The sequence below is a fragment of the Halopiger thermotolerans genome (assembly GCF_054654555.1).
Genome location: NZ_BAAIEU010000004.1, coordinates 542,789 through 564,346 on the forward strand (window position 1 = coordinate 542,789; position 21,558 = coordinate 564,346).

Genomic DNA, 21,558 nt, shown 5'->3' on the forward strand with positions numbered 1-21,558 from the left:
CGATCACCACACCCTCACGAGGAGCCGATACCCCGGCTCGTCGAAGCCGCCGGAATCGTACTCAACGGAGACGATTCGAGCCGAGCTGGCGGCCGGCTGCTCGTCGTAGGCCGGTCCGACGCCGTCGACGGTCGTATGCTCGACGGCACTGCCGTTGAGATGCTGGATAGTCACGTTTACCTTATCAATATGGACGAAATCACCGCTATCGCTGGTCGTCGACCGGAGGCCGGTCAGATTCGCCAACTGCGCGTCGGACCACGCGCCGTCGACGATCGGCGTCCCGTTGATCTCGTTGGGCGACTCGCCGGTCGAGAGGTTCTGCACGACCCGATCCGCGATCCGGTCCGCCTGCGCCGTCTCCGCCCCGCCGACGGACGAATCGTAGGGCGTCACGATCGACGGTAAGAACGAGAAGACGAACGCGACCGCCAGGATGAAAACGCCGATCCCGATGGCGAAGTCCTGGGTGGTCTGACCGCGGTCCCGCAGCGAAACCGACACCGTCCGCCGTCGGCGGTCTCGCGTCCGATTCCGATCGGCCGTGCGGGCTCGAGATCGGGATCGGTCTCGAGTTCGTGACCGTGCTCCCGCCATGTCAGGCCACCAGCGTCCAGCCGACGAGTGCGATCGTTGCCAGTACAACCGAGTACTTCAGTCCGCTCAGGATGTCCGCGTCCCGGATGTAGCCGCAGATGATCCCCGAGAGGATCGCCTGCATCGTCACCGCGTGGAAGAACAGCACCGACAGCATGTCCACGTTCACGTTACTGCTGAGGTCCGCCTGCGCGAGGTTACCGCCCGCACCGCTCGAACCGCCTCCGGATCCGCCGCTACTACCCGGACTCAGTCCGGCCATCGTATCGATGAACTGCGTCTTGAGGATGGCGATCACGGCGAGGACCGTCATGAACGTCATGACGATGATCACGACCTGCATCCGCGTGCGGGATTTGCGGTCGCGTTCGATGTCGTCGTGGTTCTCGCTCGCGCGCGCGGCGGTGCGAAGCACGTCCGTGATCTGGTTCGACGCCTCCTGGGCCTCGGTGATCAGTCGCGTCGTCCGCGCGAGCCGCGGGATGTGGTACTTGTTATTGAACTCGATGAGCGCCTCCTTCAGGCTCATCCCGTAGTTGACCTTCGTGTGCATCATCTCGAACTCGCGGGCCAGCTTGCCGCTCGTGGTGTCCGAGACGGATTTGAGCGACTCGAGCAGCGTCAGCCCGGTATCGTTCGCGCTGGCGAGCTTGCGCAGGTTCTCCGAAAGCTGGTTGACGACGCCATTTCGGTATCTGACGTTCCACTCGCGGAAGATCGAGAGCGGGATCGCCACGCAGTACAGCGGCAGGTAGACGTAGACGAACGTCCCCCAGATCGGGTTCTCGAGGAGTCCGCTCCACGACATCGGTGCCGCGCCGGTGACCATCGCCGCCGTGATGACGACGAGCGACACGGGCACGGTCAGCGCCAGCGTGTAGAGCGGGTTGTCCCGGAAGAAGATGTGCGGTCGCTTCAGAACCTCGATCGTCTCGTGGGTCCCTTCGCGGTTCTTAATGCGGTCGAAGACGCTGTGCTCGCCGGTGAAGGCCTCGACGAGTCCGAGGTTGAGCAGCCCCTGCTGTTGCGCACGCTTGATGCGGCCGTCGTCGTCGGTCATCGAGAGGAAGCCGTCGCCGGGCTCGTCGTGTTTGACCGTCGAGACCAGCACGAGGAAGCCGATCCCCGTCAGCGGAATCAGCCCGTAGACGGTCATGTAGAGCATATTGTTCGTCACGTCCGCCTGCGGAATCATCTGCATGACGACCATGATGATGATCAGCAAGAGCGGGAACAGCGACAGCGTCATGTACATCTCGCCGAACAGCTCGAGCGTCTCGAGGGTGAGCTCCTGCTCCTGCTTGGCGGTGCGCATGTGCTTTTCCTTCTTGTCCTCGAGGAAATTCTCCATGTCACCGCCGCTGTTGACGATCGAGAGCATGTCGGTCAGGAACTGCGAGAGTTCGTCGCTGGGGGTCTCTAAGGCCTGCTTGCGGATCGCCGTCCGGTAGTCGACGTCGAAGTACTCCGTCTCCTTGACGATGCTCTGGAACTCCTTGGCGACCTCGCCGTAGGTGTCGTCGGCCTGAGCCATTGCCTCGATGATCTCGAGCTGGTTGAGCCCGCCGACCGACAGCGCGTACATGAAGGAGACCGAGTCGGTCAGCAGCATGTTGATCTCGCGCTTCCGGGCCGACGCGCGCGAGTAGGGGATTGCAGCCAGCGATCCGAAGCCGAGCGCGAATCCGATGGAGCCGAACACGAGCCCGGTCGCGAAGATCAGCGCCGGAACTTTGAGCCGCTCAATAATCTGGATCAGCGTCTGGTTGTGGAGCGGAATGCCGAGCAGTTCGCCGACCGTGATCAGTCCCGTCGCGAAGAGCCCGTAGCCGATCGTGAGCCCGATCAGCCACAGGGCCAGCCCGGTGATGAGGCCGATCCCGAGCGCTCGAGCGAGGTAGAGTTCGACCGGATCCGTCATCCGGGCCTGCGCGAGCTTGGTCTCGACGTCGGCCACGAACTCGCTGTCCTCGCCGAACAGCAGGCGGTAGAGCGGGTAGAAGGCGTTTCCGAGCGCATCAGAACTCGACCCGCCGGCGACGCCGCCGGTGTCGCGATCGTCGGTCTGCAGGCTCATGTGTCGGTCTCCTCGTCGTCGCTCTCGGTGTCCGTCGCGTCGAAGATCGAGTCGGATTCGTCGCCGGAATCGTCACCAGTGTCGGCGGAATCGCCGAACAGCGATCCGGGCTCGTCGGGTGCGTCCGACCCGTCGTCATCGCCGAAGATCGAGTCCGAGCCGGAGTCGGGGCCGAAAATCGATTCGCCGTCGTCACCGGTGTCGTCGTCGCTCGTCGACGCGGGGTCTCGCTCGGCGGGCGCAGCGGACTCCGAATCCGCGTCGGCTTCCGAATCGTCGGTCGCCGTCTCCGTCTCGTCGCCCTGGATCCCAGAGCGATCGACGTCGATCGTCGGCGGCTCCGCATCCGTTTCGATCGGCGGCGCGGGTTCGGCGGCCTCGTCGCCGCCACCGTCGGCGTCGCCGGCGTCGGAACCGTCGTCGACGCCGTCGTCGGTAGCCGTCTCCGCCGTCTCGGTTTCACCCGTCTCGGCGACGTCCCCCGGTTCCGAATCGGCGGTGTCGGGGCTCGGCGACGGTTCGTCGACGTCGATCGTCGGCGGTTCGGGCGCTGATTCCGGCTCCGAGTCGGTGCTCGACTCGGCTTCCGGTTTCGGATCGTCCGGGGCGGGTTCCGTCGGTTCCGCGCTTGCGTCCGCCTCCGACGCCGACTGCGACGTCGTCTCGGTCGGCGTCGCCGTCGTCTCCGCGGCCGCGCTCGACGCCGCGCCAGACTCGGACGAGGTCCCGGTCTCGGCGTCGGAATCGGAGCCAGATGTAGGCCCGGACTCCGACGGACGGGTGTCCTCGAGTTCGTCGGTGAAATCGCCGAACGACGGCCCGGTCTCCGCTTCGGGATCGAAGATCGACGCGGAGTCGCCCTCCGTAAAGACCGGCTCATCGTCGGCCCCGTCGTCGACCGAACCCGACGCGGACCGCTCGTCGGCGACTTCGTCCATCTCGTTCAGCGTCTCGTCCATGTTGTCGAACAACCCGCCGAATCCGTCCTCGGGCGCATCGTCTGCCGGGAACACGATGGGGTCGCTCTCCGAGTCCGACGCCGATCCCGCCGCCTGGCCGGCACTCGAGGCCGATTGGCCGCCGGCCGACGGCGTCTCGACCGGGGACATGTCGAACTGTCCCGTCGCGATCTCTCGGTCACCGCCGCTCGAACGCGACGAGCCGGGGCCCGAGTCGGCGCCGGCTTCGGCCGCGCTTTCGGCCGTCGACGAGCCGTCGGCGCTCGCCGTCCAGGACTCGGCACCGGCTCCGGAACCGGCCTCGGTCCCGGTCCCGGCCTCGGCTCCCGCGACGTCCCCCGCAGCCGGACTCGAGCCCTCGTCGAAGCCGATGTCGAAGTTCGTATCGTCGGAGATCCACGCCGGCTGATCGTCGGTTTCGCCCGTTCCGAACCCGTCGTCGGCCGACGCGGCCGCCTGCTCGTCGATCCCCCAGCCGTCGTCGGCGTCGTCGATCGACTCGTCGAACGACGACTCGTCGTCCCCGGCGACGTCGATCGGCTCCGCCTCGTCTACGTCGCCGAGCGCACTCGCGAGGCCGCTGGGAACTTTGCCGCGGTACTCCTCGAACAGCGACTCCTCGGCGCGCTCGAGGACGTCGACCGAGGTGTTGTACGTCTCGCCCGTCGCCTCCGGCCGTGGGACGAGTTCCTCCTTCTCCGGATCGACGTCGATCAGGACGCTCTCCATCTCGCGGAGGTCCTCGAGGCTGTCCTCGAGTTGCCCGTTCGCGATGAGCGTGAGGATCGTGTCGGGATCGTTGATAAAGGCCTGGGCAGTCGCGGCGACCTCGGCGTACGTGTTCAGGCCGTTCTTGATGAGGTAGGCGAGGATGACCTTCCGCTTGAACAGTTCCTCCTCGAGTTTCTCGCGGCTCCAGCCGCGGTCGAACTGGATCTCCTCTAAGGTGTTCGAGTCCCCCATCTTGAGGAACTCGTCGGTCTCGGCCTGCCACTGGTAGACGTCCTGAACGTTGATCTCGTCGTTTTCCGCCTCGTAGTGGTTGATCTCGGTCAGGGACTTGTTCCGGCGGACCTTCCGGCCCTGGACCCGGGTCTGGGTCTGGATCGAGACCAGATCCAGCGCGGTGAACATCGTCTTCGAGACGTTGATCGGGTCCGTCGTGAACCGCTTGAGGACCTCGTCGACGGAGTCGGCGTGGAAGGTCGTGTACGTGGTGTGGCCCGTCGACATCACCTGGAACAGCGTCCGCCCTTCCTCCCCGCGGATCTCGCCCATCACGATGTAGTCGGGGCGCTGGCGGAGCGCGGCCTCGAGCAGGTCGAACTCGTCGACGTCGCCCTGCTCGTCGTCGGAGAACGACGGCCGGGTGACGCTGGCGATCCAGTTTCGCTGTGGCAGTTCGACCTCGCGGGTGTCTTCGATGGAGACGATCTTCGCGCTCGAGGGGATAAACAGCGAGACGGCGTTCAGCGATGTCGTCTTCCCCGACGCCGTGCCCCCGGCGAAGATCAGGCTCTTGTGGTTCTCGATGCAGAGCCAGAGGAAGGCCATCTCGTCGAGCGAGAAGGTGTTCCAGTTGATGAGGTCGATCGGGGTAAAGGGGACGTCCTTGAACTGACGGATGGTGTAGTTGGTCCCGTGGTCGGACACCTCCTCGCCCAGCGTCAGTTGGGCGCGCGAGCCGTCGGGGAGGGTCGCGTCGACCTGCGGGAGGCGCTTGCTGATCCCCTTCCCCGAGCGCTGGGCGAGTTTCACGACGAAGTCGTCGAGTTCGTCCTCGCCGTGGTAGACGTTGGTGATGATCTGCTCGTAGTCGGAGTGGTAGACGAACACCGGCGAGTTGTACCCGTCGCAGGAGATGTCCTCGACGTTGATGTCGTGTTTGATCCCGTCGATGCGCTCGTAGCCGATGAAGTTGCGCTTCAGCAGGTAGAGCAGTTTCTCGACCTGGTACTCGCTTAGGGTGTCCGGGTCCTCCTCGAGGATCGCGGGCTCCGGGCGGACCTCGATCCCCTCGAGTTCGGTCGGGCCGTCGTCCGCCTCGTCGTCATCGTCGTCGTTCAGCAGCGACTGGACCGTCTCGAGCAGGCCGGCCGTCTTGCTGCCGGCGGTTTTCTCGTAGAGGTCGTACCGCTCCAGCAGTCGCCGGGTCTCGTCCTCGATGACGATCCGCCGGCCGTCCTCGTCGGCCTTCTCCTTGATTCCGTCGTCGGAGTACTTGATCGCCGTCCGAAGCTTGCCCGAGAGGAACGCCTGCAGTTCGTCCTCGATCTCGTTCAGGTAGGGTTCGATCAGGTAGTACTTCTTCTCGTTTTCCCGCTCCGAGTGGAAGATGACGACGCAGGCGTAGGGTTTGTTCACCCAGTAGCGCTCGACCTCCTGAAAGTGGGTCTTCTTCTCCATCGGCACGGCTTTCTCGAGGTCGTACCGGTTGGTCAGCGTCGTCGCGCCGTCGACCGTCGAGAAAAAGTCGTCCTCGTCGAAATCCTCCTGCACGTTGACGGTCCGTTCCTCGACGACGTCGTCGAGCTCCATGGCGCGATCCGCGCCCGCCGAGAGCCGCTCCTCGAGCGTGTCGGGATCGAACCCGAGCGCGTCCTCCTTGTCGTGCTCGACGACCTCGCCGTCGCTATCGCGCGGTCGTGAACCGTCGTCCTCGTAGTAGTACTCCCACTTGTAGTGTTCCCACGTCCAGACGTCTTTGACGACCGGCGTCGTCTCCGGATCGACGTACTCGAGAAATTCGTCCCAGAGCGTATCCGCGTTGTCCCCCGCGATCGGCAACACGCGATCCGTCAGGTCGTCCGGGTGGTAGCCGAGATAGGATTCGGGATCGAACGCGACCCGCTCCCAGTCGTCGCCGCTCGGGACCGTCGACGCGTCCGCTTCGCCCGTCTCGAGGCCGAGCTGGTCGTCGTCGGGAGCGGGATCGTCCGGATACAGCGTCGAAATTTCGTCACCGTACCCGTACTCCGCCATGAAATCTTCCCACGTGTACTCGCCGACTCGGACCGACGGCCCCGACCCAGACTCCGAATCCGAGTCCAAATCGGAACCGGCGGCCCGCTCGTCTTCCGACCCGGAGTCGGACGCCTCGCCCGAAGCAAAATCCCCGGCGTCCGACCGGTCACCCTCGTCAATAGCCATTGACTCCATCCAAACCCTCACCCTTCAAAAAATTCATGTTCTCATTACCACTTCTGATAACGAAATTCGTATCGAGCGTTCGAGCGGGTATAATCGTCTGTTCCGGCGTCTCGAGTCCTCAACCGATAGAAATAGCCACCGGATACATCGAATTCAATTCAGATTACTGAACTATCGAGTATAAATAGCGGGTGCGGTTCGAACTGTCGGCGCGAGTGCTCGCGGATCGACGATTCGAGTACCGTTCGGAACTGCGGTAGATCGGTCGGTCCGGGGTCGGTCACCCGCTACGCGGGAGTAGAAACCGTCTCGAGGGAAAGAGCGTCGCTTTGGACTCGTTGGTGGAATCGTGGCTGGATTCGAACCGCGGTCGCAGCGAAGCTGCTCCCTGATTCAAGAATCCCGCCATGCCGGTTCGCTCGACGACTCGCGTCGCTCGTCGTCTCGCTGCACGGGCGTGGCGGGATTCGAACCCACGATCAGAAGGTTAGGAACCTTCTGCCCTCTCCGCTAGGCCACACGCCCCGGAAAAACCGCGTTAGTTGGTTTCCGTTTCGGTCTCGGTGTCGGTCTCCTCGGAGGTTACCGGTTCCGTGTCGACGAAGTCGTCGTCGTTGTCCTCGTCGAGTTCGTCGAACTCGCCGGTTTCGCGCATCTGTTCGAGTTCCGTTTCGACCTTTTCACGCCCCTTCTGGAACTCGCCCATGGCCTCGCCGGTCGACCGGGCCAGCTTCGGGATCTTGTTCGCCCCGAAGAGCAGAATGGCGATGAAAAGGATGATCAGTAGTTCCGGACCCCCGGGTGCACCGGGGATGAACAGCGGTGCAATTTCGGCTACCATCTCTATGCTTGGCTTACCGGCTGGCAATTATAACCTTTTTGGACCACTCAGTTAAGCAAGAGCCACTGAGACGCCGCTCGAGCGTAATATCCGTCTAGAAACGCTATACGACACTGGACAAGGGAGTAACGACGGCAATCGCAGGTCCGCTCGAGGCGGTTCCAGTCGCGAGAGATCGTTCGGCCGGAGCCGTCGACTAACTCCGAATCGACGGTCGGACGACTGCTCCCGGCGGTATACGGGCAAAGAGTCGATCCGACGACCGCCGCTGGTATCAGCTCCCGCTGGTACGTTTCTAAAACTGGGTCCGGATCGTCGGTCGGCCGAACCGATTCGAATCGACCGCCCGCCGACCCGCTGCCGAGCGGTGCAGCGGCCGATCCCGTTCGCGAACGAAACTGTCTTTCCTGCTTGTACGTAATACACGGCCGATGGCAACGAGTGGAGATTCCGCACCCGACTTCACCGCACCGCTCGCAAACGGCGACATCGAGTCGTTCACGCTCTCCGATCGCCTCGCGGACGACGCGCCGATCGTCCTCGCGTTCTTCCCCGGCGCGTTCACGAGCGTCTGCACCGAGGAGATGTGCACGTTCCAGGATCGACTCGCGAACTTCGAGGACCTCGACGCCGCGGTCTACGGCGTCAGCCGCGACTCGCCGTTCACGCTCAACGAGTTCCGCGCCCAGAACGACCTCGAGTTCGGCCTCATCAGCGACCTGAACAAGGAGATCATCGACGAGTACGACATCGAGATGGACTTCGACGACCTGGGCGTCTACGGCGTCGCCAAGCGCTCGGTCTTCGTCGTCGACGGCGACGGCGAGATCACCTACTCGTGGGTCAGCGACGACCCCGGCGTCGAACCCGACTACGACGAGGTCGAAGCGGCCGTCGAAGACGCTGCGTAACGGGACTCGCCCGCGACCGGTCGTCGCGTCGCAGCGCTTTTTTGGACCGGAGCCGACGTTCGCGTATGAGCGATTCGACTGCCGACGACGAGTCCGGTCGCGTCTACGCCCCCGACACCGAGCATAACTTCCCCGACGAGAAACTCAACGAGGTTCTCGAGTTCATCGAGACCGACGAGGAAATCCAGACCTACCTCGAGGCCCAGAACATCAACGCGGTCGATCGGATGCGGTACAACGACCACGGGAAGAAACACATCGAGATCGTCCGCAACCGCGCGCTCTGTCTGTACGACCTGCTGAAGGCCGGCGGCGTCGAGTTCCACGCGGAACAGCAGGGACTCGAGGAGGAGGACGAGTCCGTCATCATCGCGCTGGCGGCGACCTTACACGACGTCGGCCACGTCGTCCACCGGGACGATCACGTCTACTACTCCATTCCGCTCGCGGCGGACATCCTCGATCGCGTGCTGCCGGAGTTCTACGACCTCGCGGAGACCGTCCGCGTGAAAGGCGAGGTCCTGCACGCGATCCTCTGTCACCACACGGCCGAAACGCCGCTGACGACCGAGGCCGGCGTGATCCGCGTCGCCGACGCCCTCGATATGGAGAGCGGCCGCTCGCGCATCCCCTACGAGCAGGGCGGGCGCGGTATCAACACCCTCTCGAGCCAGGCGATCAAGCGCGTCACCCTGACCGAGGGCGACAGCCGCCCCGTGATGGTCGAGATCGCGATGACCAACGCCGCCGGCGTCTACCAGGTCGACAACCTGCTCAAGGCGAAACTGCGCAACTCCGGCCTCGAGGACGAGATCCGGATCGTCGCAGTCAACACGAACGAGACGACCGACCAGCTCGTCGAGCGGATCGAGCTCTAAAGACAAACTTTTGCGCTGCGGGCCAGCGAAGCTGGCCCTCGGCAAAAATTCGATGAAAAGCACTCCTCCTTCCGTTTCGTGACGCTTCACGTCACTCGGCTCACGGCTTCGCCGTTCGCCTATTCGCGGCGCTACGCGCCGCGCACTCCACATCAGTCGTCGGCCCGCTCGCAGCCGTTGGCTGCTCGCGGTGAGTGAAATGGGGGCAGCCTGCCCTTCCCCGGGTCGTGGATTCGCCGCAATCGCGGCGAATCCACTCCCGGCCGAGAGATAGTCAGGACTGGACAGGAAAGACTATCGACGACGCGTTACGAGCCGCGATTCAAACCAGTTCGTACCGACCGTTCCGTCGCTCGAGGTGGCCGCGCTCGCGAAGGGTGCCGGTGATCGAGAGAACGGTGCTCTTGTTGACGTCCAGCGCCGACCGAAGTTCGTCGGCCGTCGCGCTGCCGTAGGCCGTGAGATAGAGATAGACCAGCTTCGCGCGCGGCGAAGCGAGATCCTCCGGCATCGACACGTCGAGTCCCTGCGCCGTTGTCGGGTTCATACTCGAACTCCTGTGTTTCGACGATAATAAACCTATGTTACAACAGATGTCGAAATACGCACGCCTTCGGGGACTCGAGCGCGGTTCGGGATCGCGGTTCGAAATCCCCGAACCGGACCGTCTCCCTCGGTAGCGGTCGATTGCGGGCGATACGGGGGGTTTACCGATCGTCGTGACCGCCGGATCCCCGCCAGCTCGGCGGTCGGCGGGCAAGCGGGTCGCTTTTGTATTCGCGCCGAAGAATCAGTCGGTGGCTATGTCGACGCAACTTACCGTCCTCGCGCTTCTGACCGGGTTGGTCACCGGGGCGCTGTTTCGATTTCTGAACGTCCCGATCCCCGCGCCGCCGGAACTCCCCGGCGTGATGGGGATCGTCGGGATCTTCGTGGGCTACAAGGTGATCGATTACTTCGACGTCGGCGTCGATCTACTCGACGCGCTCGGCATCTGATCGGTCTCCCGGCGCCGACGCGCCGGCCGCGGCCCGCCGTGTGTCGGTCTCCGACGCGACCGCAATCCGAGGCGACCGTGAAATCAGGACGATCGCACCGCCATCGAGAGCCGCGACATCACCCAGGCGAAGCCGAGCACGACGACGAAACAGAGGTAGCTAAACCCCAGCGGCAGGACGATAACCGGGAGCGACTCGTAAAAGAGGTAGCCGGCGCCGAACAGTAGCGGCGCGAGAACGAGATTGACCTGAATGAATCGCTCGAGACTCATCTACCGATAGGGAAGTAACGCGAGACGAAAGGGCTACCGGTCTCCGGTCTCGAGGGACCGGCGCGCGAGCGGGCGACGTTGATCGGCGAGAATCGGTGAGAGTCAGTCCCGGTCGGATATCGCGCGGCCCGAATCACGAGCGGGCCGGCGGGTCCGAATCGCGAACCGGCGACGTTAGTAACTGCGCTCTTTAGGCTCGTAGGTCTTGTTCTCGCCCTCGAGGATGACCGGGCGGTAGAAGATGTCCGGGTCGCCGCCGTTCCACGAGATCAGCGTGTGCTTGAGCCACTCGTCGTCCTTGCGCTCCTGGTGTTCCTTGCGCCAGTGGGCGCCGCGGAACTCGTCGCGCACTAGGGCGCCGAGCGCGATCGTCTCGGCGACGTCGATCAGGTTGCGCGTCTCGTAGGTCTGCTGAAGGTCCGTGTTGAACGTGCGCGAGGGGTCGTCGACGTAGACGTTCTGGTACTCCTCGCGGCACTCGCGGATGATCCGCAGCGCCTTCTTGACGCCTTCCTCCGTGCGGAAGACGTTGACGTAGTCGGTCATCGCGTTCTGGAGCTTCTGGCGGATCTCCGCATGCTGGATGCCGCTGTCGCGGTCCATCAGGCGGTCGACGCGCTCGCGCTCGCGCTCGACGGCGCGCTCGAGCATGCCCTCCGCGTCCGCGGCGACGCCGCCGTCGGCCGCGACGCCGCTTGCCGTATCGAGGCCGGCCGAACCGGGCTGGACCGGCAGTTCGGTGTCGTCGTCCTCAACGTCGTCGCCGTAGCCGGTGCGGATCTCGGCCGGCCCAAGATCGTCGCCGGCGGCGTGGCGACCGGCGCGCTTGCCGAAGACGATGAGCTCGGGCAGGGCGTTGCCGCCCAGGCGGTTCCCGCCGTGGACGGAGACGCAGGCACACTCGCCGGCCGCGTAGAGGCCGTTGACGCAGGTCTGGCCGTTTTCGTCGACTTCGATGCCGCCCATCGCGTAGTGCTGGCCGGGCTTGACCGGCATCGGCTCGACGAGGCCGTCGACGCCCTCGAAGTCCTCCGCGAGGTGGAGGATGTTCTCGAGGCGGTCCATGATGCGGTCCTCGCCGAGGTGGCGCATGTCCAGATGGACGTACTCGTCCTCGATGCCGCGTCCCTCGTCGACCTCGGTGAGTTCGGCGCGGGCGACGACGTCGCGGGAGGCGAGTTCGCCGGAGTTGTTCGCGTAGCCGTACTCGAACATGAACCGCTCGCCCTCGCTGTTGTAGAGGATGCCGCCTTCGCCGCGGACGCCCTCGGAGATCAGGACGCCGGTGGAGGGAAGCGAGGTCGGGTGGAACTGGATGAACTCCATGTCCTCGAGCGGTGCGCCGGCACGGTAGGCCATCGCGTGACCGTCGCCGGTACAGGAGACGGCGTTGGTGGTGTGGTCGAAGGCCTGGCCGGGGCCGCCGGTCGCGAGGACGACGCCGTTGTTGGCCTTGAACCCTTCAATCGTGCCGGACTGGACGTCGTAGCCGACGACGCCGTGGCACTGGCGGTCGTTGGGATCGTCCTCGTCGGTCGTGACGAGGTTCATCACGTACCACTCGTCGTAGACCTGGATGCCCCGCTTGACGACCTGCTCGTACATCGTGTGCAGCAGGTGGTGGCCGGTCTCCGCGCCGGCGTAGGTGGTGCGGGGGTAGGAGAGGCCGCCGAACGGCCGCTGGGAGACCCGGCCGTCCTCCTCGCGGGAGAACGGCATCCCCCAGTGTTCCAGGTTCATCGTCTCCTCAGGGGCGTTCTTGGCGAGGGTCTCGACCGCCGGGGCGTCGCCCAGGTAGTCCGACCCCTTCATCGTGTCGTAGGCGTGGAGTTCCCAGTCGTCGCCCTCCTGGAGCGCGGCGTTGATGCCCCCTTCGGCCGCGCCGGTGTGGCTGCGGACCGGGTGGAGCTTCGAGACGATTGCCGTGTCGGCTCCCGCCTCGTGCGCTGCGATCGCGGCTCGGAGGCCGGCGCCGCCCGCGCCGACCACGATGACGTCGTGTTCGTACATAGATTAGGTTACCAGAACTTCAGGTTCTTCTTGACCGCTTCCCGCTTGAGCTCCTGAATGTGCTCGGTCAGCGGAATGTCCTTCGGGCACACCTCAGTACAGGAGAACTGGGTCTGGCACCGCCAGACGCCGTGTTCCTGCTCGAGGATGCGGAGTCGGTGCTCCTTGATGGCCTCGCTCTCGCGCTCGTCCATCGCGAACTTGTAGGCCTTGTTGATCGCCGCCGGGCCGAGGTACTCGTTGTCGCCGGCCGCGATGTTACAACTGGACATACAGGCGCCACACCAGATACACCGCGAGGACATCTTGATCTTCTCGCGGTTTTCGGGGCTCTGGCGTTGCTCCTCTAGATCGGCCGGGTCAGGTGTGTCCTCGTCCTGGAAGTACGGCTCGACGGCGTGCATCTGGTCGTAGAAGTGGTCCATGTCGACGACCAGGTCCTTGACGACCTCCTGGTGGGGCAGCGGCTCGATGCGAACCGGCTGCTCTAAGTCGGAGATCTGGGTCTTGCAGCCGAGTCGCTGCTTGCCGTTGACGAAGAAGGCGTCGGAGCCACAGACCGCCTGTCGACAGGAGTGGCGGAAGGTAAGCGAGGAGTCGAACTCGTCGCGGGCGTACATGACCGCGTCGAGGACGGTCATCCCCTTCTCGAAGGGGACGTGGAAGTCGTCGAACCGGGGCTCTTGTTTCCCCTCGACTTCGGGGTCGTAGCGGAAGACCTTGATGTGGACGGTCTCGCCCGCGGCTTCGGCTTCCTTCTCGGCGTGCTCGTCGACCATTCCCTCCTGTTTTTCCCGGAGTCGCTCCTGCTGGGGCGACTCGGCCCCCTTCATGTCGGGGTCTTGCGGTGCTTCCTGGCTCTCGGGTTCTTGCTGCTGTTGTTGCGTACTCATGTTAGATCCACCCCGCCATAGCGACTGCGACGTAGACTCCCTGCGCGATCAACGCGCCGCCAGCGATGACAAGGACCGCGAGCACTACTTTCTTCCGGGTGCCCTCGAGGCCCTGGTTGATCAGCGCGTTGTAGACGCCGTTGACGCCGTGGAAGGCGCCGGCGATGAGGAACAGCACCATCGTCAGGAAGTAGCCGACGTTCTCCATGCGGGCCTGCGTGCCCATGAAGGTCACTTCCGCGGCGTGGTTGACGAAGTGCAGCATGAAGAAGTGGAACGCGAGCACGACGACGAGAAACGCCGCCGTGATCCGCTGGAGCAACCACGCGGTGCCGCCGGGGGCGAACGAGGAGTATCGTTCCGCCATCAGAAGCCCACCCCCGAGAGGAAGGTCGGCACGCTCGCGACGGTGATCGCGCCGGTCAGGACCAGCGACGCGTAGAAGCTCCGATCCTGTGCTTCGAGTCCGATGCCGAGATCGACCATCAGCAAACGGAGGCCGTTCAGGATGTGGAAGACGGCGACCGCCAGCAGGCCGACCTCGAGGACGCGGACGATGAACAGTTCCTCGAGTCCCTGGATCGTCGTCGTGTAGACGTCCATCTCCTGTTGGATCAGCGATGCGTCACCGCTCGCTGCGCCGATCGACGTACTCAGCACGGCGATGTGGGTGAACAGGTAGCCGATAAGCATCCACCCGGTGAACTTGTGGAAGATCCACGCCCACATGCCGGCCGAGAACTCCTTCCACCGACCGAAGTCCTCGATGAGGCCGCGATTGTAAGACTGACTCATGCGCTCATGTGGACGGTTTGACCGCGGGGGTATAGAACTTACTTTTATCTCCTCGTTCGCCGGTTTCCCGCGACTAAGAACGTCGGAAAAGAAACTCGGTTTCGAAACATTCCCCGAACAGGTTCGTGCGATCGTCGCCGGATGTTCGCCGCGCGTTCGCGACCGTGTCCGCGATCGCGATCGCGTTACCGCAGTTCCGACCGCGAGCGTTCGGCCGTGTGCTCGCGCTCGAGCGCCGTCCGGGTGTCCGGCGAGAGTCCCACCAGGTGACAGAGCGGGTTCCCCGGGTAGACGACGGGATTCTCGAGGACGCCGACCACGAGGCCGGTGAACGGCGCCTCGACGGTGACGATGTCCTCCTCTTCCTTGAACGGGTTCGTGATGGTGCAGATTACGTCGCCCTCCCTGACGAGTTCGCCGCGGCCGTGTTTCATGTCGACGATGCCGCCGGCGTCGGCGCGGATCCAGGTCTTCTCGTCGTCGTCGTCGATGACGGTCCGCCAGCCGGGCCAGTGGACCGAGGAGTCGGGGTGACAGCCGAACTCGGCGAGGACGCTCGCGACGCCGGTCAGCGCGCGGTCGATGAGGCTGCGCTGGAAGCGGTGCGCCTCGCCCATCTCGACCGTGATCGTCGGGACGTCGGCGTCGGTCGCCTCGCGCCGGAGGGTCCCGGACGGCCCCTCGCCCGCGATGATGACGTTCGAGCTGAACGCCTTGGCGAGCCGGGAGACCTGCGGGTCGGCCATGTTGGCCCGAACGTGGAGCATGTTCGTCCGTCCGCGCGTGGACGTGTGGAAGTCGATTCCGATGTCGCAGGGTTCGATGAAGTTCGTGAATATCTGGTGGGCCATCCGCCTGGCGCTGGTCGACCCCTCGCGGCCGGGGAACGACCGGTTCAGGTCCCGATCGTAGATCGGCAGGTACCGCTCCTGGGCGAGAAAGCCGGGCACGTTCATCACGGGGAGACAGACCAGCGTCCCGTGGAGTTCGGAGTGATCCCAGTCGTGGGCGACCTCGCGGACGACCTCGATACCGTTGAGTTCGTCGCCGTGAGCCGCCGCGGAGAGAAACACCGTCGGTCCTGGTTGCTCGCCGTTGACGATCGTGACCGGAATGCGGACGGGATCGCCGAGGTAGGTCTCGCTGATCCCGTACCGGATGTTCGCGGACTCGCCGGGATCGATCCGGCCGCCGTTGTAGGTGAACGCGTCGTCGATCTCGCCGGAATCGGCCGATTCGTCGGGTGGATCGTCCGATCGACCGTCCGCGCGAGCGTCCTCGCTCATACAGCGGTCTCGGGTGGGATCAATGTGAATCTTGTCTTGTTACCTCCGCACGTTCGGTATCGGTCCCGTAACGCTCAGGATTCCGTGATAGAATCTCGGGAAAATCTCTCCCCGTGGGCATACGTTTTGTACGATGATGTGGTAAGTGATGGCATGGAGATCCGCACCGCGACCGAGGCCGACGTCGATGCGATCCGATCGATCGCCGAGCAGTCGCTCAGTTCCACGTACACGGACTTTCTCAGCGAGGAGACGATCGAGAACGCGATCGAACAGTGGTACGGCGAGTCGTTCCGCGACGAACTCGAGGACGATCACGCGGTCGTCCTGGTCGTCGAACGCGACGGCGAGATCGCCGGCTTCTCTCAGAGCGATCTGGTCGGCCAGCAGTACGGCACCGGCCGGATCCTCTGGCTGCACGTCCACCCCGATCACCGCGCCAGCGGAACCGGCGTCAGACTGCTCGTCCGAACCCGCGAGACGCTCCTCGGGGAGGGGGCCGATCGCGTCGAGGGGTTCGTCCTCGCCGACAACGAGGGCGGCAACGAGTTCTACCGGGAGCACGGCTTCGAGAAGGCCGGCCAGCGCGAGGTCGAGATCGGCGACAAGACGTTCACCGAGAACGTCTACGTCGAAGGCGACCTCGAAGACGAGGGCTGGGGCGCGATCGACGAACTCGAGGTCGACGGCGAGACGGTCTACGTGAGCTACGGCGAGGCGGCGCGGGGCTCGCGGTCGCCGTTCTACAGCGCCTACCGGGACGGCGACCGCGAGGAACTGTACGCCTGGCTCTGCGGCGAGTGCGACTCGCTCGACAACACGATGGACACGATGGGCCGCATCGAGTGTAACGTCTGTGGCAACCGGCGGAAGGCGACGCGGTGGGACGCCTCCTACCTCTAACGCCGGTCCCGGCGTCGCTCCGGTCGCGGTAACCGTCCCGATCCGCCGCGGCCGTCCGTCTCGCGTCCGACCCGCGTTCGCTCTATCGACGGATCCGCGGCGATCGGACCGCGACCGCGGACGCTGTGCGTACGACGTCGTTTCATCGCTGTACGCCGATCTTTCGGCAGTCCAATCGCTCTAGCGCGGCACTTCGGGCGCCGTTGGCACCTCATTACAATTGCCGAATTTCGCTTTCGACAGCATGAGTCTCGTCGGACTCCGGGCGGCGATCGGAGTCCGGGATCTCTCGCCTTTCAGTTCCGTCCTATGAGCACGCAGCAGGATCACATCGTCCGCGGGTTCAAGGCAACGCTCGTCGCTCGAGCGGTCTACATGCTCTCGAGCGCACTCCTAATGCTGGTCCTCGCCCGGTTCCTCCTCGATCCGGAGGGATACGGGGCCCTGTACTGGGCGATCAGCATCCTCGCGATCGTTCAGCTGTTCGCCGACGTCGGGCTCGGCAAGTCCACGGCGCGGTACATCTCCGAGTACAACGAGCGGGATCCGGGCCAGATCCCCCACCTGCTCCGGTCGACGATGGTGTACAAGCTCGTCGTCGTCTCGGTCGTCGCGTACGCGCTGTTGCTCTTTCACGACGAGCTCGCGACGATGCTCAACGAGCCGAGCGCGGCGCCGTTCCTCGCGGCGGGCGTGCTGTACGTCATCGTCAAGTCCTACCAGACGTTCGCTCAGATCGCGTTCCAGGGATTCAACGAACTCGGGTACAGCGCGGCCGTTCAGGCGATCGGCGGCGCGACGCGGCTCCTCTTCGCCGTCGGCTTCGTGCTGGCGGGGTTCGGCGCGCTCGGCGCCCTGTTCGGCTACATCGTCGGCTACGGGCTGGCCGCCGCGTTCGGACTGGCGATCCTCTATTTCAAGTTCTACCGCGAGTACGACGCCGCCGAGATCTACGAGGAGGGGCTGTCGAAGCGGCTGCTCAAGTACAGCGTCCCGCTGACGGCGACCCGCAGCGCCAACGTCATCGACAAGCAGATCGACACCTTCCTCGTGGGCGTCTTCCTCTCGTCGACGGCCGTCGGGTTCTATACGCTCGCCAAGCAGATTACCGACTTCGTGCTCGCGCCCGCCGAGTCGCTCGGCTTCACGATCTCGCCGAACTTCGGCGAGTACAAGACCAACGGCGAACTCGAGGAGGCACGCCGGATCTACGAGTCGTCGCTGACGAACACGATGTTGCTGTACGTGCCCGCGGCGGCCGGGCTCGCGATCGTCGCCGAGCCGTTCATCACGATGGTCTTCGGGGCCGACTACGCCGGCGCGGTCCCCGTCCTGCAGGCGCTCGCGGGCTTCGTCGTCCTGCAGGCGATCACGAACCTCACGAGCGACAGCCTCGACTACCTCGGTCGGGCGCGAGCGCGGGCGGTCGCGAAGGGCGGCACGGCCGCGGCCAACTTCGGCCTGAATATCGTGCTCATCCCGGCGATGGGCGTCGTGGGCGCCGCGATCGCGACGGTCGCGACGCACTCGGTCTACGTCGCAGTGAACCTCTACGTCCTCCACAGCGAGCTGTCGCTTCACGTCCGGCGGCTCGCCCGCACGATGGGACTGATCTGCGCCATCACGGGCGTCATGGCGGCCGCGGTGCTGGTGGTGACGCCGATGGTCTCGAACCTGCCGATGCTCGTCGGCGCGATCATCCTCGGCGCCGTCACCTGGGCGGTGCTGGCCGTCGCGAGCGGGCTGGTCGATCCGGGGGAGGTCCGCTCGGTGCTGGGGTAGCGGTCGCTCGAGTTCGTCGCCGCGCCGCGAGGACCGAGAGAGCCGGTCGCTACCGTCAGGAAAACGCTCGTTTACGATCGGCCTGAGGTTCCCGAAAACGTCTTTTTCGGCCCCTATAATTCTTCTCCCCGACGGTAATAACAGCACTCCCGACGGATGAAATATTTATCTGTTACTTCGGTGTCCATGGAGTGGATGTTCTTCCAAGAACCAGAACTCCAGTACGAGGTTACCGTCGAAGACCCGGACCCGCACTTCGCGAAGCTCCTCCAGCAGGCGATCGGAGGACAGGAGGGCGAGATGCGCGTCGCGCTGCAGTACATGTTCCAGGCGTGGGCGCTGCCGGAAGAGTTCGAGGAGTATCGAAACCTGCTGATGGAGACCGCGGCGGAGGAACTCGGCCACATCGAGATGCTGGCGTCCGCGGTGACCAAGAACCTCCGTGGATCACCGAAGTCGATGCAAGACGAGATCGAGGAGACCGCCTCCACCGCCAGGGCGATGACCGGACAGAACCCCCGGCAGTACCTCTCGTCGGGGCTCTCGGCGATGCCGGTCGACAGCAACGGCGTGCCGTTTACCGGCGCGTACGTCGCCGCGTCGGGGAACCTCGCCGGCGACCTCTACGCGAACGTGATGGCCGAGGCGACCGGCCGCACGCTCGCGACCCGCCTCTGGGAGTACACCGACGATCCCGGCATGAAGGACATGCTCTCCTATCTCATCGCCCGGGACACGATGCACCAGAACCAGTGGCTCGAGGCGCTCGAGTCGCTGGACGATCCGGTGCCGGTGCCCGCGAGCTTCCCGCAGGAGCAGGAGAACCAGGACGTCAACTACACGTTCATGTCGACGCGCCGCGAGGAGCAGCCCGATCCGGAGTACCCCTGGACGCAGGGCGAGTCGCCGGACGGGAAGGGGCAGTTCTCCTACGCCGCCGAACAGCCGGGCGACGGCGAGGTCATCGCGCCCGAGCCGGACCCGGTGACCCACGACAATCCGAACGACACGGACGACTAACGGGTAACGGTCGGTTATCGAGCGGCGGCGACGGTTCGGCGGTCGTTACCCGCTCGCGCGCACCCGGCCGACGGACGAGCGCCGACCGCGATTCCCGTTCCCCGCCGAGGGGGAATCGGATCCGTGGGTCCAGACCGAGCACAGTCTTCCGGGAGACCACCGGCGTCACCTGGCGCGATTTTCGCCAATACTTATCCACGCGGTCGCCGTCTAGAGCGGTATGGACGTCGACGATCCCGTGACGGTGGGGGTACTGAGTTTACACACGAGCAAGGAGACGAAGGCGATACTCAACGCCGTCGAGGATCTCGGCCACGACACGGAGTGGCTCCGGGCCGAAAACACGTCCATCAGCGTCACCGACGGCAGCGTCGTCCTCGAGCCGTCGGTCGACGTCATCGCGAACCGAATGCTGCTGTCGAACACCGAACAGCCCGCGGAGGAACTCGGACTCGCGAACACGTTCGCCCAGCTCGTGCCGATGCTCAACGAGCCGGCGAACGTGATGACGGCGATCCACAAGCTCTCGACGGCGACGACGCTCGCGGCCAACGACGTCCGCACGCCCGACGTCACCCTCTCGCTCAACAGCGAGCAGTTGAACGCCGCCCGGGAGCGCTACGGCGACGAGGCCGTCTACAAGACGGCGATCGGGACCCACGGCGGCGGCACCTGGAAGGTCGGCCCCGACGATCCGGTCAATCCGAAGGTCGGCAACCGCTACGCGTTCTTGCAGGAACTGATCGATCGAGAGGACGTCCGCCACCGCGACGTCCGCGTCTACGTCGTCGACGGCGAGATCATCGCCGCGATGTACCGCTACGCCCCGGACAACGACTGGCGGACCAACGTCGCGCTCGGCGGCAGCGTCGAGGACGCGACCGAGGACCTCCCCGAGGAGGCCCGCAAGATGGCCCGCCGGGCAGCCGACGCCGTCGGCCTCGACTACGCCGGCGTCGACCTCGTGGAAGGCGACGAGGGCTGGTTCGTCCTCGAGGTCAACCCGACGGCCGGGTTCAAGGGGCTCTATCAGGCGACGCAGGTCAGCCCCGCGCCCTACATCGCCAAACTCGCCATCGAGCGGGCCGGCGGCGAGGTCGACGAGGACCGCGTCCGGGACATCGCGAACGTGCTCGACGACTCGCGGCCGGTCGCCCAGCCGGCCGAGTCGGTCGTGGAGGACACGGAGCCGGCGGTGATCGGCTACACCGAGGAGGTCGTCCTCTCGGGGACCAGCGGCTCGAAGTCGGTCATCGCGAAGTCCGACACCGGCGCGACGCGGACGAGCATCGACACCGGCCTCGCCGCCGACATCGGTGCCGGGCCGATCAAGTCCATCACCCGGATCCGCTCGGGCAGCAGCAAGCAGTCCCGAAGCCGACCCGTCGTCGACGTGGTCGTCGGCGTCGGCGGCAACCAGCACACCGTCACCGCCAGCGTCGAGGACCGGAGCCACATGGACTACCCCGTCATCCTCGGCCGCGACATCCTCGGGAACTACCAGGTCGACGTGAGCCGCCGGATCGACGGCGAGGCGCCCGACACGCCGGAAGAGGAGGAATAGCTCGCGCCGTTCCGCCCCGACCACCGGTTAATTTATTGATCGTTTCGTCGAACAGTGGCGTACGATGACGACGGTCCTCGCTTCGACGCTCTCCGGCAAGTCCGTGCTGAGCACGAACGGCGAAGAACTCGGGACGATCGAGAACGTCACGATGAACCTCGCGTCCGGCGAACTCGAGCAGGTGTTCGTCGCGCCCGCGACCGACGTCCCGACCGCGGCCGCCCGCGCGTTCGAGACGACCGACGACGGCACGCTGATCGTGCCCGCCGAGTGCGTGCGCGACGTGGACGACTACCTGCTGGTCGAGCGGCCTGATCGATAGCGGGGTCGGGCGACGGCTCCGACGCCCGACCCCCGCGCGGACGGGACCACCTCCGTTCGGCGTCAGCGGTCGTCGATCGACGGCCGGCCGTGAGTTCGACGGGACGGCCGACGCCCGTCTCGAGTCCGGACGGCGAGACCTCGGGAGCCGATCGCACGCGCTCGTCGCGTACCGCCGGCGCCAAACGAGAAAGTTGATCCCTGCGCCTCGTTCTGACGGCTATAGCGGAAGTGTCAGCGTCGCTGCGTCGGGTTCAGAGCCCCTCGAGCGATGGCCGATAGCGATATCGATGATGTACGT

General features: G+C 65.0%; 19 protein-coding genes and 1 tRNA gene. 8 read left to right on the forward strand and 12 right to left on the reverse strand.

Features of this window, described 5'->3' with window-relative positions:
- Positions 1-3: 3 nt before the first annotated feature.
- The 5 genes from ACYQ26_RS10360 to tatA all read right to left on the reverse strand — a co-directional run bounded on the left by ACYQ26_RS10360 (position 4) and on the right by tatA (position 7,624).
- Positions 4-504, reverse strand: a complete 501-nt coding sequence (locus ACYQ26_RS10360; protein WP_459808815.1) for a DUF7287 family protein — start codon at positions 502-504, stop codon at positions 4-6.
- 94 nt (positions 505-598) lie between these two features.
- Positions 599-2,674, reverse strand: a complete 2,076-nt coding sequence (locus tag ACYQ26_RS10365; RefSeq protein WP_459808816.1) for a type II secretion system F family protein — start codon at positions 2,672-2,674, stop codon at positions 599-601.
- A complete protein-coding gene (locus ACYQ26_RS10370; protein WP_459808817.1) occupies positions 2,671-6,783 on the reverse strand; it encodes a type II/IV secretion system ATPase subunit in 4,113 nt (1,370 codons plus the stop codon). The genes ACYQ26_RS10365 and ACYQ26_RS10370 overlap by 4 nt, the downstream gene beginning before the upstream one ends.
- 452 nt (positions 6,784-7,235) lie before the next feature.
- A tRNA-Arg gene (locus ACYQ26_RS10375) sits at positions 7,236-7,308 on the reverse strand.
- 13 nt (positions 7,309-7,321) lie between these two features.
- Positions 7,322-7,624 carry a twin-arginine translocase TatA/TatE family subunit gene (gene tatA / locus ACYQ26_RS10380; protein ID WP_459808818.1) on the reverse strand — a complete coding sequence of 101 codons (303 nt, stop codon included), beginning with the start codon at positions 7,622-7,624 and terminating at the stop codon, positions 7,322-7,324.
- Between the two features lie 431 nt (positions 7,625-8,055).
- On the opposite strand from tatA, the gene ACYQ26_RS10385 reads away from it, so the two are divergent.
- The gene (locus ACYQ26_RS10385) at positions 8,056-8,535 is read left to right on the forward strand and encodes a redoxin domain-containing protein (protein ID WP_459808819.1); all 480 of its coding nucleotides are present in this window, start codon (positions 8,056-8,058) and stop codon (positions 8,533-8,535) included.
- A gap of 65 nt (positions 8,536-8,600) precedes the next feature.
- On the forward strand, positions 8,601-9,413 hold the full coding sequence (locus ACYQ26_RS10390) for an HD domain-containing protein (protein ID WP_459808820.1): 813 nt from the start codon (positions 8,601-8,603) through the stop codon (positions 9,411-9,413).
- A 322-nt stretch (positions 9,414-9,735) separates the two neighbouring features.
- Here ACYQ26_RS10390 and ACYQ26_RS10395 read toward each other — a convergent pair whose 3' ends face one another.
- Positions 9,736-9,960 (reverse strand): helix-turn-helix domain-containing protein, encoded by a 225-nt coding sequence (locus ACYQ26_RS10395; RefSeq protein ID WP_459808821.1) that lies wholly within the window; start codon positions 9,958-9,960, stop codon positions 9,736-9,738.
- 256 nt (positions 9,961-10,216) lie between these two features.
- Here ACYQ26_RS10395 and ACYQ26_RS10400 point away from each other — a divergent pair, with 256 nt between their 5' ends.
- On the forward strand, positions 10,217-10,411 hold the full coding sequence (locus ACYQ26_RS10400) for a XapX domain-containing protein (RefSeq protein ID WP_459808822.1): 195 nt from the start codon (positions 10,217-10,219) through the stop codon (positions 10,409-10,411).
- An 83-nt stretch (positions 10,412-10,494) separates the two neighbouring features.
- Here the strand turns inward: ACYQ26_RS10400 and ACYQ26_RS10405 are convergent, their stop codons facing one another.
- The 6 genes from ACYQ26_RS10405 to ACYQ26_RS10430 form a co-directional block, all read right to left on the reverse strand.
- Positions 10,495-10,683, reverse strand: a complete 189-nt coding sequence (locus ACYQ26_RS10405) for a hypothetical protein (protein WP_459808823.1) — start codon at positions 10,681-10,683, stop codon at positions 10,495-10,497.
- A 174-nt stretch (positions 10,684-10,857) separates the two neighbouring features.
- On the reverse strand, positions 10,858-12,693 hold the full coding sequence (locus ACYQ26_RS10410; protein ID WP_459808824.1) for an FAD-binding protein: 1,836 nt from the start codon (positions 12,691-12,693) through the stop codon (positions 10,858-10,860).
- 8 nt (positions 12,694-12,701) lie between these two features.
- Positions 12,702-13,586 carry a succinate dehydrogenase/fumarate reductase iron-sulfur subunit gene (locus ACYQ26_RS10415; protein ID WP_459808825.1) on the reverse strand — a complete coding sequence of 295 codons (885 nt, stop codon included), beginning with the start codon at positions 13,584-13,586 and terminating at the stop codon, positions 12,702-12,704.
- Position 13,587: 1 nt separating this feature from the next.
- Entirely contained in the window at positions 13,588-13,953 is a 366-nt protein-coding gene (locus ACYQ26_RS10420; RefSeq protein ID WP_459808826.1) for a succinate dehydrogenase/fumarate reductase transmembrane subunit, read from the reverse strand.
- The gene (sdhC, locus tag ACYQ26_RS10425; protein WP_459808827.1) at positions 13,953-14,381 is read right to left on the reverse strand and encodes a succinate dehydrogenase, cytochrome b556 subunit; all 429 of its coding nucleotides are present in this window, start codon (positions 14,379-14,381) and stop codon (positions 13,953-13,955) included. The genes ACYQ26_RS10420 and sdhC overlap by 1 nt, the downstream gene beginning before the upstream one ends.
- Positions 14,382-14,566: 185 nt before the next feature.
- Entirely contained in the window at positions 14,567-15,667 is a 1,101-nt protein-coding gene (locus tag ACYQ26_RS10430) for a succinylglutamate desuccinylase/aspartoacylase family protein (RefSeq protein ID WP_459808828.1), read from the reverse strand.
- Positions 15,668-15,820: 153 nt separating this feature from the next.
- Here ACYQ26_RS10430 and ACYQ26_RS10435 point away from each other — a divergent pair, with 153 nt between their 5' ends.
- From ACYQ26_RS10435 to ACYQ26_RS10455, 5 genes are all read left to right on the forward strand, one after another.
- Positions 15,821-16,570: a GNAT family N-acetyltransferase gene (locus ACYQ26_RS10435; RefSeq protein WP_459808829.1), complete on the forward strand. Its 750-nt coding sequence runs from the start codon at positions 15,821-15,823 to the stop codon at positions 16,568-16,570.
- 309 nt (positions 16,571-16,879) lie between these two features.
- Positions 16,880-18,352 (forward strand): flippase, encoded by a 1,473-nt coding sequence (locus ACYQ26_RS10440; protein WP_459808830.1) that lies wholly within the window; start codon positions 16,880-16,882, stop codon positions 18,350-18,352.
- A 195-nt stretch (positions 18,353-18,547) separates the two neighbouring features.
- Positions 18,548-19,372, forward strand: a complete 825-nt coding sequence (locus tag ACYQ26_RS10445; RefSeq protein WP_459808831.1) for a manganese catalase family protein — start codon at positions 18,548-18,550, stop codon at positions 19,370-19,372.
- A 220-nt stretch (positions 19,373-19,592) separates the two neighbouring features.
- Positions 19,593-20,936 (forward strand): RimK family alpha-L-glutamate ligase, encoded by a 1,344-nt coding sequence (locus ACYQ26_RS10450; RefSeq protein ID WP_459808832.1) that lies wholly within the window; start codon positions 19,593-19,595, stop codon positions 20,934-20,936.
- 64 nt (positions 20,937-21,000) lie between these two features.
- A complete protein-coding gene (locus tag ACYQ26_RS10455; protein ID WP_459808833.1) occupies positions 21,001-21,258 on the forward strand; it encodes a PRC-barrel domain-containing protein in 258 nt (85 codons plus the stop codon).
- The last annotated feature ends 300 nt before the right edge of the window (positions 21,259-21,558 follow it).

Bases quoted from the DNA above. Each gene is read 5' to 3' on its own strand.
- ACYQ26_RS10365 (WP_459808816.1), bottom strand. From the start codon at position 2,674: ATGAGCCTGCAGACCGACGATCGCGACACCGGCGGCGTCGCCGGCGGG.
- ACYQ26_RS10370 (WP_459808817.1), bottom strand. From the start codon at position 6,783: ATGGCTATTGACGAGGGTGACCGGTCGGACGCCGGGGATTTTGCTTCG.
- tatA (WP_459808818.1), bottom strand. From the start codon at position 7,624: ATGGTAGCCGAAATTGCACCGCTGTTCATCCCCGGTGCACCCGGGGGT.
- ACYQ26_RS10385 (WP_459808819.1), top strand. From the start codon at position 8,056: ATGGCAACGAGTGGAGATTCCGCACCCGACTTCACCGCACCGCTCGCA.
- ACYQ26_RS10390 (WP_459808820.1), top strand. From the start codon at position 8,601: ATGAGCGATTCGACTGCCGACGACGAGTCCGGTCGCGTCTACGCCCCC.
- ACYQ26_RS10395 (WP_459808821.1), bottom strand. From the start codon at position 9,960: ATGAACCCGACAACGGCGCAGGGACTCGACGTGTCGATGCCGGAGGAT.
- ACYQ26_RS10400 (WP_459808822.1), top strand. From the start codon at position 10,217: ATGTCGACGCAACTTACCGTCCTCGCGCTTCTGACCGGGTTGGTCACC.
- ACYQ26_RS10405 (WP_459808823.1), bottom strand. From the start codon at position 10,683: ATGAGTCTCGAGCGATTCATTCAGGTCAATCTCGTTCTCGCGCCGCTA.
- ACYQ26_RS10410 (WP_459808824.1), bottom strand. From the start codon at position 12,693: ATGTACGAACACGACGTCATCGTGGTCGGCGCGGGCGGCGCCGGCCTC.
- ACYQ26_RS10415 (WP_459808825.1), bottom strand. From the start codon at position 13,586: ATGAGTACGCAACAACAGCAGCAAGAACCCGAGAGCCAGGAAGCACCG.
- ACYQ26_RS10420 (WP_459808826.1), bottom strand. From the start codon at position 13,953: ATGGCGGAACGATACTCCTCGTTCGCCCCCGGCGGCACCGCGTGGTTG.
- sdhC (WP_459808827.1), bottom strand. From the start codon at position 14,381: ATGAGTCAGTCTTACAATCGCGGCCTCATCGAGGACTTCGGTCGGTGG.
- ACYQ26_RS10430 (WP_459808828.1), bottom strand. From the start codon at position 15,667: ATGAGCGAGGACGCTCGCGCGGACGGTCGATCGGACGATCCACCCGAC.
- ACYQ26_RS10435 (WP_459808829.1), top strand. From the start codon at position 15,821: ATGGAGATCCGCACCGCGACCGAGGCCGACGTCGATGCGATCCGATCG.
- ACYQ26_RS10440 (WP_459808830.1), top strand. From the start codon at position 16,880: ATGAGCACGCAGCAGGATCACATCGTCCGCGGGTTCAAGGCAACGCTC.
- ACYQ26_RS10445 (WP_459808831.1), top strand. From the start codon at position 18,548: ATGTTCTTCCAAGAACCAGAACTCCAGTACGAGGTTACCGTCGAAGAC.
- ACYQ26_RS10450 (WP_459808832.1), top strand. From the start codon at position 19,593: ATGGACGTCGACGATCCCGTGACGGTGGGGGTACTGAGTTTACACACG.
- ACYQ26_RS10455 (WP_459808833.1), top strand. From the start codon at position 21,001: ATGACGACGGTCCTCGCTTCGACGCTCTCCGGCAAGTCCGTGCTGAGC.